Below are 15,566 nucleotides of genomic sequence, written 5' to 3'. Positions count from 1 at the left end.
GGGCCGCACCGCCGCCGCCGCCGACCGACCAGATATCGCCGCCACCCCCGCCGCCGCCGCCCTGGTCAAAGGCGGAGGGGCCGGAGCTCGCAGGCGGTGCGGCCTCAAAGGGCGGTGCCGGGGCGGCTTGAGCCGCCGCCACCTGGGCCACAACAAGGTAGTGACCGATCTGGAGCTTGTCTCCGGATTGCAGCTGGTATGGACTCTTCACGCGCATCGAGGCGCCGTTAACGAAGGTGCCGTTGGTCGAAACGTCATAGAGCCAGTAAGTGCCGTTTTCGTAACGGATCTCGGCATGGCAGGACGAGACAAAGCGGTTGGGGTCGGGCAAGGTCCAGTCCATCGCCGGATCGCGCCCTATCTCGAACCCGCCCTGGTCGGTCGAAAACTCGATCGGGCCGCCATCGGGCAGGGAAGGGAAATTGTCGATGCGAAGGGTCAGGGTCATGATCGGCGCCGCTCGGATAATGCCGCCCGCCTTTGGGCGTTGGAAATCTGCTGTGCCCCAAGAGTTACGTCTCAGGGGGTGTCGATGCAAGCCCGCTGGCCTGCGCAACGCCGCTTCGGCGGCTTTTGTTGCACGTCGCTGTGGGTGGCTGTGTGCCTTTGGGATCAAACGCTTGGCGGCAAAAACTAACCCGTTGCATCAACACCGCGCGCGCGGCTGCCGCACTCAGCCTTCTTCGGTGAGCAGCAGGGCCATGCGCACGAAGCGCTGCAGGTGCTCGGCCCGCGCCTTCACCTCGTAGCGGGCGAGCGCAGAGAGCAGGCCCGCGTTCACGGCGCGCGCCGTCAGGAAAGGCGGGGGCGGCACTGGGGGCACATCGGCGCCGGCCATTGATCCCGAGGACCAGCCCGCGCCGAGCGCCACCCAGACACCGGGCGACTTCACCTTGGCCTCCATCGCCGCGTCCAGCGCGCGGTAACGGCTGTCTTCGTCGGGGTCGCCCACCCACTTGGCCGCGAGCTCCAGCATGTCGCGGTCGGCATCGTCGAGGGTTTCGTCGATTTTCTTGAGGCACTCGTGCCCCCACCACACGGCAAATCGGCGGGGCAGCACATAGGCGCAATAGGTCAGCGCCTCTTCCGGCGTGTCGCTCTTGGCGAGAGTTTCGATGAAGGTGATAGACGTGTGCCCGGCGGGCCGTGCCGTCACGTCCTCCTCGATCTCCGGGATCGCGTCATAGAGTTCCTGTGCCACCTCGAACCGAAGGTTCTTTCGCTTGGTGACGCCAGCAATGACTGTCTTCTCAGAGGAGTCCCCCACCTGCCGAATCCTTCCGGTCGTTAGTTGATCTTAACCAGTGCCGCCTGGATCGTCATCAATCCTCCGGCCTTGTGGGTTGCCATTGCGCCGCCGTTGGTGGTCAGGTTCGCTGAGGCGTTCACGTCGATCATTGGTGCGGCCAGCTTGATCTGTGCGGGCTCAATGGTGATAGACGAGGCCCCGACCGTCAGCTTGATCTTGGTCAGTGAGTTTATCTCGATATCCTGCTGGCCGTTGATCGTGGTCTTCTTGAAGATCTCGACCGCCCAGTTCCCCATGATGTTGAGGCTGTCATCCTTGTCAATGTTGGTTTCGCGGTTCTTGTTGACCGTCCGGTTCTCGTCGCCCTTGATCAGGTAGGTGTTGTCCTTGTCGATCGTGTGGGTCTCTTCGCCGTGCACCGTGCGGGTTTCGTTGCCGCCAATTGTCGTCGTCCGGTTGACATCCACCTCGCGGCGCTCGTCGTTGAGAACCTTGGTTTCCATGTCGTATTGCGCATGCTGGCGGAAGAGCTCGTCGCCCTTGGTGTCGTTGAACACCAGCTCGTTATAGCCGCCGCCGCCGAGGGTGGAATTGGACTTGATGCCGTTCCAGTTCTTGTCGCCGGGCTGCTCGTAGGGCGGGGCATTGTCGCCGTTGTAGACACAGCCGGTGACCACAGGCTTGTTGGGGTCACCCTCAAGGAATTCGACGATCACCTCCATCCCGATCCGCGGGATGAAAAGCGTGCCCCAGCCGGAGCCTGCCCACGGCTGGGCGACGCGGATACGCATTGAGGAGTTCTCGTCGTTCGAGCCGAGCCTGTCCCAGTGGAACTGCACAACGATGCGGCCGAACTCGTCAACGTCGATCTCCTCGCCGCTGGCGCCAACCACTGTCGCTGTCTGCGGGCCAGTCATCCGGGTTTCGTGGGTCTTGCGTTCAGGAGCGTAGGGAACGGCAGAGGGGGCCAGTTCGTAGTTGCCGACAAACACATGCTCACCGCCGCCGCCACTGCCGCCAGAAACGTATCCACCGGTGTGAAAGCTGTGCATCGCCCGGACGCAGATGTATTCTTCCCCGATCAGCGCCTCGTCCTGATGCTCGCCCGTCAGGGTGAATTTCATGCCGGACGAAAGACTCATGCAGTCGCCCGAGGCCGTGTGGTGCTTGTCGCGGGCGCGATATTGCTCGGCCCGCAAGCGGGCGAAGTCGGTGCCCTCGCCACCGTCGAGATAGACGCCGGGGTATTCGTAGCTTTCCAGCTTGCCGTATTCATGCACGGCGTCGCCTTCCTGCTCGCCCTTCATGTTGGCGCTCACGGTCTTGAAGTTGTAATCGGTCAGGGCAACCTTGCCGGTGGTCAGCCGCCGGTTGGGCGTCCAGTCCCAGAAGTGCTCGTCTTCCTGCACGTGCTGACCTTCGTGGCCCATGTACTTGCGCTCGGAAGGGGAGAGCTGCTTGAAGCCGTCGTTGCTGTCGGTCACCACCATCTTGTGGCTGCCCTGCTCGTGCGTGAAATAGTAGTTCACGCCGTACCGCTCCATCAGGCGGCACAGGAAATGAAAGTCGCTCTCGTTATACTGAACGATGTACTCCTGCGTCATTTGCGCGAAGACGGCCGAGAGCTGCACGTCGAGCCCGCCAGCAGCATCATACCCGAAATCGGAGCAGACTTCGGTGATGATCTCTTCGAATGTTTTTTCCTGGTAGATCTTGTTGTTCGTCCGCTTGGACATGATCCAGAACCAGGGTCGCAGGGTGAAGCGGTAGGTGTTGCCGCTATCGCCGTCATCGGCCCAGCCGCATTCGGTGACGATCCCGTCGAAATACTTCGGTGCGCCGTACAGATCCTCCAGCTCGACAGTCATATGCGTGCCAAGCAGGTCGTCGAGGTTCACCGCGACGTCTTCGTCGTTGGTGACGGCTTCAACATGATACTCGAAGCACTCGTTCACCGCGTCCATTCCGTCAAATCGGAGGAGGGCGAGAGTGTCGAAGGCGAGAACGGTGTGCAGCTTGCCGAGGCGCTCGGACTGACTATGACTTGCGGTGCTCATCTCGGGGGCTTCCCAGTTTTGATTTTTTGCAGGCCGACCCTCAAAATACCGGTCAGCCGCCAGAACGAATAATTGAAATAACGTATGTCCAATGTAGGGGGCGTCACAGGACCGCGCAAGAGGGTCGGAAAAATCCTGTTCGACACTTTCGGTGTGTCCGGCCCCGTGCCCATCGGTGCGCGGGTATGGGCAGGGCCGCGTGAACGATGAATATGGCCGAGAGTGGCCTATGACATTCGTTTTGTTGCCGGCCTGCAACAAAGAGCCAGCAGGCTGATGCCAGAGGGGCCTACCAGGAGTTGTGGCAAAATTTCGGCATTGTCGCATGACTTGGCGGCAAGTAGTGTGACGGCCAAGTGCGCGGAGATCTGCCGAGGTGGGTGGTGAATCGTGCCGATAATTTGAAGGCGAGAGGACATACTCCCATGCGCAGCGATTTCCGCACCCAACGCATCGTGGCTTCAACTGCAATTTCCGCAGCCGGGCCTGAACGAGAACCCTTGGGTGCGTCGCGCAGAGCGAGATCTTCTTTTCTGGCAACGACGGCGGTTGCCACGGCGATCACGTTGGGCCTGGCGGGGCAGGGCGTTCTGGCCCAGGCTTCTGATCTCTACTGGGATCCGCAGGGCAGCATCATTCCCGGTCAGGACCCCGATGACGCCAATGGTGGTGACGGAACGTGGTCGCTGGGCGGCGGCGGTGGCAACGCCGATTGGGATGATTTGGAGATCGGTGGGTCGAACGAGCCTTTCTCCGCGGGCGATAACGCTTTCTTTGGTGCCACCGCAGGCACGGTGACGGTGGCCAATGGCGGTGTCACGGCGGGTGACATGACCTTCAATTCCGATGGCTACGTCGTCAACGATGAAACCATCACGCTTCAGGATGCCAACGACAGCGCGACCTCGATCACCGTCACCACTGACGGTCACGTCGCAACGATCAACTCCGCTATCGACGGCGACACCAACGATATCGACCTCACCATCGACGGTGCTGGCAACCTGACTCTTGGCGGGGATGTCGTTGTCAACGACGTCGATGTCGCGCTGACGGGCAACGGCGTGCTGACCATTACCAGCGGCGGCTCTCTGGAGGCCAATGGCGGCGGAACGCCCGAGATCGACATCCAGGACGGCGCCGTCAACAACCAGGGTGAGATGACGGGCAATATCCTGGTGAGCACCGATGGATCGCTTGGTTCGACCGGACTGGTCACGGGGGTCATTTCCAACAACGGCGTCACCGTGCTCTCGGGCACCGGTGGGGCCGGTGGGGCCGGCGTTGAAGGCAGCGTTCTCAACGCGGGTGATTTGGGTTTCAGTGGGCCAACCCAGATCACGGGTGATCTGGAGCAGGCCAGCACGACCGACATGGAAATTGACACAGATGTTCAGGTCGGCACGCTCACTGTGACGTCCGGGACCGTGGACGTCTCTGCGAACACCCTGAGTGTGGACACCTCGGCCGATGTGACCGGCACGCTCTCGACCTCGGGCACCGGCGCAATTGACGTGGCCTCGGGGGGCACCACGACCGTCAACACCGGCGCTGCAGTGACCCTTGGCGGCTCGGGCACCTCCGCACTCGGCGGCGTGACCAGCGATGGCGCTGTCAGCCAGACCGGCTCGGGCACCACCTCTGCCGAGAGTTTCTCGAACACGGCCAATGGGACGATCACCGTCACCGACGGCACACTGAGCACGGCCTCGGTGACCAACAGCAACACCGGCGAGTGGCTGAATGTTTCGGGTGGCGGCACTTTCTCCTCGACCGCGGATATCGCCAATGCGGGCGAAATCGTGGTGAACGGCGGGCAGGTTGCGATCAACGGGGGGGCGGGCACGCTCACCAATGCCAACACGTTGACCCTTGCGGGGACCGTGGCGGATGATGGCCAGGCCGCGATCGACGGCAATGTGACCAACTCCGGGTCCGGTGACATCAATTTCACCGGCGCGACAGAGATTACCGGCACCCTGACCCAGGAGAGCAGCACGGCGCTCACCATCGATCAAGATGTAACCGCCGATCAGGTCGACATCACCAACGGCTTCGCGGTGACCGTTGCCTCAGGCTCGACACTCACGGCCACCTCTACCGACGCCGATGCGTTCGACGTGGCCGGTCAGCTGACCAACAACGGCTCGGTGGACGGCGATGTGACCGTGCAGAGCAACGGCGCGATGGTGACCACCGGCTTGGTGACGGGCGATATCGTCAACAACAACACGCTGAACGCCGAAGGCACTGGCGCAGACGGCGCGGGCGGCGGCGCGGGTATCGACGGCAATGTGACCAACCAGGGCAGCGCCAACCTCAACATCACCAGCGCGCTGGACATCACCGGCACTCTGACCCAGTCGAGCAGCAATGAAATCGATGTCGACAATGATCTCACGGTCGACCAGCTTGACATTACCGGCGGCAGTTCCGTGCACGTATCGACCGGCACACTGACGGCCACCTCGACCGATGCGGATGCGATCAATATCGCAGCGGGCACGCTCGACACCGATACGCTGGTGACCGGCAACATCACTGTCGGAGCGCTGGGGCAGCTTCAGGCCGAGGGCACCGGTGGCGCAAACACTGGCGGCATCGATGGTGATGTGACGGCCACCGCCAGCGGTGGCACCGTGGTTGTGACCGGCAATCTCGATGTGACCGGCAACTTCGACGCATCCGGCGGGACTGTCGAGTTCTCCGCTGCCGATACGACGCTGACTGCGGGCGGTACGATCACACTCGGTGATTTCGATAACACGACCGGCGGCAATGTTACTCTGACGTCTTCGACGGACCTCGGGGCCGGAGCACCGGTCTACGATGGCTCCGTTGTGCTCGATGGTGCGCTGGTCATGGACTCGGGCGAGACGCTCACGATCAACGCAACGAACTTCACCGTTGGTGCCAACTTCGACGACGTCGCGAACGCCGGAAACCTCGTGCTGAATGTCGATCAGTTCACGGCGCAGCAGGACATTACGGTTGCCAGTGTCGATTACGACCTCGTGGCAGATGGTGCGACAGTAACCATCGACGCATCTCCGGATGCAACTCTACCTGCCGGCGATCACAGCCTGACTGCCATCAATGGCGGCACGCTGACCGTCAACGACGAAATCACCAATGTCGGTTCGATCTCGATCACTGACAGCACGTTGAATGCAAACGATAATATCACCGTCGACGACAGTGGCACAGGCTCGGGCGACCTCAGCACCTCGGGCACCGGTTCGCTCGTTATTGCCGATGGCGTGACGGTGACTGCCGAGACCATCAACACCGCCGGCACCGGCGGGGTCAGCGTGGGTGTGGGCTCCAGCCTTGTGGGCGGCGGCAACACCATCAACAACGACACGACGGTGAACATCGCCATGAGCGGCGATGTGACCGATCTGACGGGCGACATCAACAACGACAGCGTCGATGGTGCGCCGACCGGCATCTACAACCTCAATGGCACCGGCTCCACGCTAGAAGCCACCACAGGTAGCATCAACAACCAAAACGACGGCGAGATTAACATCAATTCGGCCGGCACGATCGTGACCGCTGGCACCGATCTGAACCTGCAGGATGATTCCAGCTTCAACGTGGGCGCGACCTTCGACGTGACGGTTTCTGTGGGCGGCACCATCGAGGTGACGGACAACGCGCTGCTCGACAACGACGGCACTTTCACTGCGACGGGCGAGACCATCAACGTCGGCACCGGCGCGACAGTGGACAACTCTTCCACCATGACGGCAGGGACCATCAACAACGATGGCATCCTCATCAACTCCGGCAACCTCACCGCCACCGTCGCCAACACGGGCACCGGCACCGATGGTTTGACCAACACCGGCACGATCACCGGCAACCTGTTCAACACCGGTGGCGACGCCGACCTGGAAGGCACGATCACCGGGTTCGTCGCCAATACCGGGGCGATCACCCTTACCGGCGCCCTCGGCACCGGCACGTTCACGCAGAACGGCGGCTCGGTCGATTTCGACGGCAACACCTGGACGGCCAGCGGCGTGATCGTGAACGCCGATCTGACGGTGAACAGCGGGTCGCTGGTGTCCAACAGCAGTGTGAACGTCAACTCGGGTGCGACGCTGACCAACCAGAGCACCCTGACGGCCAGCACCGGCAACCTGAACGTCGATGCCACGGCGACCTACGACGCGGACGGCGGCCAGACCAACGTAAACACCCTCACGGTGGTCGCAGACGGCACGGTGACCAACACCGGCGATTTCAACGTCACGGGTGACGTGAGCAACGCGGGCTCCATCACCTCGTCCTCCGGCACCTTCGATGCGGCGAACTACACCGGCACCACCGCCGACAGCGAGCTGATCAACTCCGGCGACTCGGTGATGACCTTCACCGGCAACGCCACTGGCAACGCGGGCGACATCACGAACTCCAGCTCTGGCGACCTGAACATTCAGGCCGGGATCGACAACAATACCGGCGATATCCTGAACAGCGGGGCGGGTGACCTCCTCACCAGCGGCCTGAGCGTAAACTCCGGCACCGTCACCAACTCCGGCAGCGGTGACATCACCGTCGCCGGGTTCATGGACGCGAACTCCGGCACCATCACCAACAGCGGGTCGGGCAACATCACCGCGGCCGGCACGTCGGGCAACTCCGGAACCATCATCAACACCGCGACGGCGACCGGTGGGATGACCTTTGGCGATTTCTTCACCAACTCGGGAACCCTGACCAACGCGGCCACGACGGTCGGGGCCGACGTGAGCCTCGGCCCCATCGACGGCAACTCCGGGACCATCGAGAACACCGGTGCGGCCGACATTCTCGCCACTAGCGCGAGTAGTATGAGCGGCACGCTGAGCAACTCCGGCTCGGGCGACTTTACGCTGACCGGCGACATCACCATGACCAACGGCGGCCTCGTGGAGCAGAACGGCACCGGCACCTTCACCGCGGCCAACATCAACAACACGGCGGCGGCCACCGTGAACGTGTCCGACGGCACGCTTACCACCGGGACCTTCACCAACGACGACATCAACGCCATCTTGAACGTGACCGGCACCGGACTGCTCGACGTAACGGCGGGCGACTTCAGCAGCACCAATGGCGATGTGACCATCGACGGCGGCGGCGAGATCCAGACCTCGGGTAACTTCGTCAACTCGGCGGGCGGTGATCTGACCATCTCCAACGGCGGCACGCTGACCACGACCACGCTCTCCAACCTCGGAGACGTGGATGCGGGCGACGGAACCATCGACGGCGCGGTGCAGCAGGATGGCGGCACCTTCGACGTGACCGGCACCCTCACCGTGACCGGCACCGGCACCTACACCCAGACCGGCGGCACGCTGAACACAACCGGCGGCACGCTTGACGTGGACAACGCGGTGGCGCTGAACGGTGGCGTCGTGACCAACGCCGGCGACCTGATCGGCGACACGGTCACCATCGACGGCGCCACCGTGACCAATGACGGCACGCTGGACTCCGAAAGCGCACAGGTGGCGCTGGTCTCCGGCAGCTTGACCAGCACCGGCACCATCGAAGGTGGCGTGGACGTGGCGGCGGGCGCAACGCTCGACAGCTCCGGCCAGATCAACGGCACCGTGGACAACGCCAGCACGCTCACTTCGCTCTCTGGCGACATCGACGGCAATCTTACCAACGAGGCGGGCGGCCAGATCACGCTCGACGGCGCGCTCGACGTGACCGGCACCTTCGACCAACAGGTCGGGGCAGGGGATGTGACCTTCGCGGGCAACAGCCTGACCGCGGGCGATGTGGACCTGAACGAAGACATTACCGTAGACACCGGAACACTCGCCTCCGACACTGACGTGACTGTGGTTGACGCGACCGTAACCGTGAACAACGGCACCCTGACGGCGACCAACGATCTCAACCTTGATGGCACCTCGGTGCTCGATAACAACTCCGGTATTGTGAACGCGGGCACGCTGACCAACGCGGGCGATATCACCACCGACGGCGACTTCAACGTGACCGGTGATGTGACCAACTCCGGGGATATCGACCTTGAGAACGGCACCTTCGACGCCGTGAACATGGACGGCAACACAGGCACCTTCGAAGTCTACTCCGGCACCGCCACCTTCACCGGAACGCTTGATAACAACTCAGGCGATATCGTGATCCAAGGCGACGGGTCCTTGACCGCGGGTGATGTTGACAACAACAGCGGCGAGATCGGGCTCTTCGCCGGCTCCACTGGCGATATGACGGTTGGTGCCGTGACAGGAAACACCGGCGCGGTCGGTGGGGCCGGGGCAGGCACCTTCACGGCGGATGAAATCACCGACAACCAGGGCCAGATCATTGCCAATGTCGACACCAGCATCGTGGTGATTGGGGCGATCGAGAACACGGCGGGCGGCCTGCTGACGGTTTCCACTACCGGCAGCGTGACTGCAGACACCCTCACCAATGACGGGGCTGGTGCTTCGGTCAACATCACAGCCGGGCTTGTGGATGTCGCAGGGGCCGTGACCAACACCGAAGGCGCGATCAGCGTGACCGGCGGCGAGTTGGAAGCAGCCAGCCTGGACAACGCGTCGGGTCAGACAGTGACCTCCACCGCTCTGCTCGACATTGACACCATCACCAACGAGGGCACGCTGAATGCCGAGGGCACCGGCGCGACCGCTGGCATCGACGGCGAAGTTATCAACCAGAATGGCGGTACGTTCAATGTGACCGCCTCGCTTGAAGTCTCGGGCGATGTCACCAACACCGACGGCGCAACCATCGTCATGTCGGGCGATCTCGACGTGGGCGGCGACTTTATTCAGGACGATACCGGCGGTGACGGTGGTGCGGTGACCTTCGGCGGCTTCGAGCTGTCGGCAGTCAATGCCACCATCAACACCGATTTCACCGTGGATGACGGCACGCTGACCGCGACCGATACCCTGAGCAACGAGAGCGGCGAGACGCTGACCATCACCGCCACCGGCGTGGTCAACACCGTGACCGGCACCATCGACGGCGCGCTCGACAACTCCGGCGACTTCAACGCCTCGGGCGATGTGACTATTGCCGAGGTCTCGACGAACCAGGCTGGCGGAACGCTCGACGCGGCCAACCTGACCCTGGCCGACGACTTCACCAATGCGGGCACCGTGGGCGCCGACGGCAATGTGGGCACCGTGACGAACAACGCCACGCTGACCAACGCCGGCACCGGCATCATCAACGCTGACAGCCTGGTGAACAACGACACGGTCGATAACTCGGGTGCCATCAACGCGGCGGTAACCAACAACGGCACCTTCAACTCCGAAGCCGGAAGCTCGATCGGCGGCGACTTCGGCAATGACGGCACGTTCAGCGTGAACGGCGCCAGCACCATGTCTGGCACCTTCACCAACGATGGCGACTTCCTCGATGGGGGGGCGGCGAGCCTTGCGATCACCGGGAGCTTCGTGAACAACTCCAACATCACGCTGGATGCGGGTGGCGGTTTCTCGACCACGGGCGGCACCACCAGCAGCGGCACCATCACGGCGCTGGGTGCATCGGGTGGCGTGATCGGCGGCAACGTCTCCAGCTCCGGCACCATCGACCTTGCCAGCGTGTCCGATCAGGCCGACAACCTGGAGATTGGCGGCAACCTGTCGTTCAGCGGCGGAACCCTGGCCTTCACCGGCACCGGCACGGGCAACACCGCGGTGCAGGAAGCCATCACTGTCGGCGGCTCGGTGTCGGGCAACGTGAACCTCACGTTCGAAGGTGTGGCCTTCGACACCAACTTCACCAACCCGACGGACTTCGTCCTGATCGACGCCAACTCTTCGGGCGGGGCGTTGACCTTCGACGATGCCCTGATCACGGTGAACGGCGCCACCGCCTACTTCGCGGTCTACGATCCGGGTTCGGGCGATGCCTACGTGCTCTCCGACGTGAGCGCGGGTATCGGCGCTGTTGCGGGCAACATCGGCCTCGTGCAATCGCTGATCGGTACCATCGTCAACCGTCCGTCCTCGCCCTTCGTCTCCGGCCTGGCGTACGAGGACGATGACAACTGCGGGACCGGCTCCTGGGCGCGTGTCACAGGTGGCTCGGCCACCGGCACGGCGCGTACCAACAACGGCGTGTCCAACCTGCCCTCAACGGTGGAGGCCGACTATGCCGGCCTGACCATGGGCATCGACTACGGCTGCTTCGACGTCTCTGACAGCCCGTTCGACATCGCCGGCGGCATGATCCTGGGTTACAACCAGGGTTCGACCAGCCAGAAGGTCTTCAACATCGACTACTCCTCGGGGACGCCGACGCCGACGTCTCTGCTGTCGACCACCGAAACCGACTTCACGCAAACCTATGTCGGCGCCTACCTCGCTTTCGCGAAGGATGCCTACACCGCCGACGTTCAGCTGCGGTCGGAGCAAACCAAGTTCACCTTCAACAACCCGGTACTGGTGCTCGATGCCGATGGCATCACCCCGGCAGCAGGCTTCTTCGACGAAGAGGTGGACAGCAAGTCGACCACGCTGTCGGCGTCGATCTCCTACAGCTATCCGCTCTCCGACTCCCTGACGCTGGTGCCGACGGGTGGCTTCGGGATCACCCGCAGCTCCACCGATGACGTGATCCTGCGCGATCCGGGCGACCAAACGACAGAAGTCGGCCGCATGGTCTTCGAGGATCACACCACCTCCATCGGCTTCGTCGGCGCCACGCTGGCGCGGACGGTCATCGGTGAGGCGGGCGACAGCGCTTGGAACCAGTTCGTCACTGCGACCTACTACAAGGACTTCTCCGATCCGCTCGAGGCAACCTACGTGACCGACACGGCACAGCTGCCGATCTCGACCGAGCCGCTGGGCGACTTCGGAGAGCTTTCGGTGGGCCTCAGCTACATCAAGATCCTCGATGGTCAGGTGGGCAATGCCAAACAGCTGAACGCCTCGGCGCGGATCGACGGGCGCTTCTCGGAAGACGTTGAAGCGCTCAGCCTGACCGCTCAGATCCGGCTCCAGTTCTGATCCCTCGGCGCCCGCCGCGCGGGTGTGAGCCTATCGTGACAATTACCGGGGTGCCCTTGCGGCACCCCGGCTGTTTCTGGCAAGGTGCGTGGGCACGGACCGGAGCTTTTGCCGGAACTGTCAGTTATTTGTGCCTTTCAGGTTAGGTCCGATCCTGCCAGTATATTGCGAAACGATAATTGGAATGCGCTGCGAGCCCTGAATGTCCTGGTTTTCTAAAGTCGCATGGAAGGAGGGGCTGTTTTTGCAGCCGCATCACTTCCAACAGAGCGACCGCTACTTTGAGAAACTGCTCGAGGCCCGCACGCGGCTTGCCTCTCCCTATCCTTGGGGATTCTCCCAGATCGAGATAGATCGCGACGTCGCCCAGCAGATGAAGTTCGGCCTGCGCTCGGCGACCGGCATCTTTCCCGATGGCACGCCCTTCGACATGCCCGGCACCTCGCAGCTTCCGCCGCCTGTCGACATTCCAGAGGGGAGCGAGGGCCAAAGCGTGTGGTTGACCCTGCCCATGGTGCAGGTCAACGGGCGCGAGGTCGGCACCGAGGACGAGTCCAGCCGCTCTGCGCGCTATCGACTCGCAGCCGAAACGGTGGCCGACAGCACCGCCGCGATGCGTCTTGAACAGGACATCGAGGTGGCCCACCCCCGCGTCGAATTCGACGTCCGCAAGACCGAGAAGCCCGGCTACAACTGCCTGCGGCTGGCGCGCATTGTCGAGGTGCGCGACAAGAACGTGATATTCGACGAGAAATTCGCGCCGCCGGTGCTGACGATTCACGCCCACCCCGTTGTGGCCGGCTGGATCGAGCGCGTGGTGGGGTGGGTCGAAACCAAGCTCGAAAGCCTCGCCCGTTATGCCTCCGATCCGTCCTCCGGCGGCGGGCTTCAGGCCACCGACTACTTCATGCTGTTGGTGCTCAACCGCGAGATCGGCCTGCTGCGGCACTACCGCAATTCCAAATACACCCATCCTGAAGAGCTCTATCAGCTCTTTCTGCGGCTGGTGGGCGAGCTTTGGACCTTCGACGAGAAGCGGCTGGCTGTGGAGTACCCGCCCTACGACCAGGACAATCTCGAAGAGATTTTCGAGCCCATCGTGCGTGATATCCAGCGGCTCCTGAGCCGTGACGTGGGCCGCGCCGTGCGTCTCAACGTCGAAGAGCTGCGCCCCGGATCGGGCAGCTTCATGGCCAAGGTCGTCGACCGCAACCTGTTCCGCGATGCCGCCTTCGTGCTGGAGGTCAGCGCCGACAAGCCGCTCACCCAGATCCAGCAGCAGTTCCCTGCGCTCTGCAAGGTGGGTCCGAACACCCAGATGAACACCATCGTCAACAACGCCCTGCCTGGGCTGGAGTTGGTACACATGCCCTCGCCGCCGCGTCAGATCAGGGCGGTGACCAGCCACGTCTATTTCAAGATCGACAAGAACAACCCGCTCTGGCGCGAGTTTTCGACAGCGCCCGCGATCGGCCTGCACTTTGCGGGCAACTGGCCCGGTCTCAAGCTGGAGATCTGGGGCATCCAGGAGAATAGCTGATGAGCGACGAGAAGGACTCTGGCAAGACCGTGATCCGCCCGATGCCGGGCGGGGCCTTCGGTGACCAGAAGACATCGGGTCCAGGCTCGCAGAAGACGGTAATCGGCGGTTCGATGCCCGCTCAGGGCGGATGGGGCAGCCCGCCACCGGCGACGCCCGAACCGGGGCAGGGCGGCGGCTTCGGCGGGCAAGACAGCGGCTTCGGTGGCGGCGACCAGGACCAGGGTGGCGACGTCTGGGGCGGTGGCGGCGGTGGCCAGACGCCGGGCCAGGGCGGCGGCGGCGGTTTCGGCCAGCCTCCCGGCCAATCGGGCGGCTTCGGCGGCCCGGAGGACCATGGCAATACGGCCAAGTGGATGGGCGCCAAGCCGCAGCAGGAAGGTTTCTTTCCGGAGATGCGGAAGGAAGAGCCCGTCATGCGGGCGGCGGTCAAGAAGATCAGCCTCGATGCGGCGCTGTCGGCCAAGACATCGGGCATGTCGGCCGATGCCAACCCCATCGTGGCCTCCTGCGGCGCGCTTCTGGTGCTCTTCGGTCGCCTGCGCAGCCAGGTCGTGGATATGCATGCCGTGCCGCTGATGCAGCACGTGACCGAAGAGATCGAGGCCTTCGAGGAAAAGATGCTGGAGCGCGGGGTGGATCAGACCGACGCGCTCATTGCCAAGTACTGCGTCTGTGGTCTCGCCGACGACGTGGTGCAGAACCTGCCGGGCACCGACCGCTCGGTCTGGCTGCAGTATTCGATGTCAGCCCGCTTCTTCAACAAGCGGACGGCGGGTGTGGGCTTCTTCCAGGAGGTCGACAAGGCCCTCCAGAACCCAATCAACAAATATCACCTGCTTGAGCTGATGCTGATCTGCCTGCAACTGGGCTTCGAAGGCCAGTATCGCGCGATGGACGGCGGAAACGTGAAGCTGCAGCAGATCAAGCGCGGCATCTACGAGGCGCTGCGTCGGGTCAAGTCGCGCGGCGACGATGACATAAGCCCGCGCTGGAAAGGCATCGAACTGGCCGCACGGCGCAGCTTCACCAAGGTGCCTGTCTGGGCCTACGCCATCCTGGCCTCCGCGGTTCTGGCGGGCGGCTATTTCGGGATGCGGCTGATGCTGAACTCGGAAGGCTACGAGCTGACCGAGAACATGCGCAACCTGCACCCCACCGAGATGATCGAGCTGGTGCGCCGCACCTCCGGCCCCATCGCACCGCCCCCGCTTCCGCCACCGCCGCCTGAAACCGGCCAGCTTGACCGGTTGAAAGAGGCCTTCGCAGGCAATGGCGCCATCGACGTGGCGGTGAAGGGTGATTTCATTGTCATCAAGCTCGACAACTCGATCCTCTTCGACAGCGGCAAGGCCGACGTGAAGGACGATTTCGTTCCGCTCGGCGAAGAGATCGCCCAGGTGATCGAGAACGAGCCGGGCCCGATCCGCTTCATCGGCCATACCGACAGCGACAAGCTGTCGGGCCGCGGCAAGTACAAGAACAATTTCGAGCTCTCGGTCGCCCGCGCCAAGAGCGTCGCGGGCGTCATCACCCCGCTCCTGAGCGACCCGGACCGTGTCGAGGTGGACGGGCGCGGCGAGGACGAGCCGATTGCTTCCAACGACACGCCGGAGGGCAAGGCCCAGAACCGGCGGGTGGAGATCATGATCCAGCGCGAAGAGACGCTGGAGCAACAGATTTAAGACGCACGGCGAGGGACGCCGGTTGGA

Annotated in this window: 6 protein-coding genes; 3 read left to right on the top strand and 3 right to left on the bottom strand. The window is 63.1% G+C overall.

Going from position 1 to position 15,566, the window contains the following annotated elements; genetic code table 11:
• The 3 genes from DYI42_RS04505 to DYI42_RS04495 all read right to left on the bottom strand — a co-directional run.
• Window positions 1–448: type VI secretion system-associated FHA domain protein (locus DYI42_RS04505; protein WP_213544729.1), on the bottom strand; the 448-nt coding region annotated here is incomplete at its 3' end.
• Window positions 449–673: 225 nt separating this feature from the next.
• Window positions 674–1,267, bottom strand: a complete 594-nt coding sequence (locus DYI42_RS04500) for a DUF6931 family protein (protein WP_213544728.1) — start codon at window positions 1,265–1,267, stop codon at window positions 674–676.
• A 20-nt stretch (window positions 1,268–1,287) separates the two neighbouring features.
• Window positions 1,288–3,306, bottom strand: coding sequence for a type VI secretion system Vgr family protein (locus tag DYI42_RS04495; protein WP_213544727.1), 2,019 nt, complete (start codon window positions 3,304–3,306; stop codon window positions 1,288–1,290).
• Between the two features lie 566 nt (window positions 3,307–3,872).
• Between DYI42_RS04495 and DYI42_RS04490 the strand changes: the two genes are divergently transcribed.
• The 3 genes from DYI42_RS04490 (at window position 3,873) to icmH (ending at window position 15,539) form a co-directional block, all read left to right on the top strand.
• Window positions 3,873–12,314 (top strand): hypothetical protein, encoded by an 8,442-nt coding sequence (locus DYI42_RS04490; protein WP_213544726.1) that lies wholly within the window; start codon window positions 3,873–3,875, stop codon window positions 12,312–12,314.
• A 202-nt stretch (window positions 12,315–12,516) separates the two neighbouring features.
• A complete protein-coding gene (gene tssK / locus DYI42_RS04485) occupies window positions 12,517–13,854 on the top strand; it encodes a type VI secretion system baseplate subunit TssK (protein ID WP_213544725.1) in 1,338 nt (445 codons plus the stop codon).
• Entirely contained in the window at window positions 13,854–15,539 is a 1,686-nt protein-coding gene (gene icmH / locus DYI42_RS04480) for a type IVB secretion system protein IcmH/DotU (protein ID WP_213544724.1), read from the top strand. The genes tssK and icmH overlap by 1 nt, the downstream gene beginning before the upstream one ends.
• The last annotated feature ends 27 nt before the right edge of the window (window positions 15,540–15,566 follow it).

Origin of the sequence: Vannielia litorea (genome assembly GCF_018424695.1) — a bacterium.
Lineage (GTDB): Bacteria > Pseudomonadota > Alphaproteobacteria > Rhodobacterales > Rhodobacteraceae > Vannielia > Vannielia litorea_A.
This window is presented reverse-complemented; position numbering and strand designations above follow the sequence as displayed.

Excerpts from the sequence above, each read along its gene's own strand:
- tssK (WP_213544725.1), top strand. The coding sequence starts at position 12,517 with ATGTCCTGGTTTTCTAAAGTCGCATGGAAGGAGGGGCTGTTTTTGCAG.
- DYI42_RS04495 (WP_213544727.1), bottom strand. The coding sequence starts at position 3,306 with ATGAGCACCGCAAGTCATAGTCAGTCCGAGCGCCTCGGCAAGCTGCAC.
- icmH (WP_213544724.1), top strand. The coding sequence starts at position 13,854 with ATGAGCGACGAGAAGGACTCTGGCAAGACCGTGATCCGCCCGATGCCG.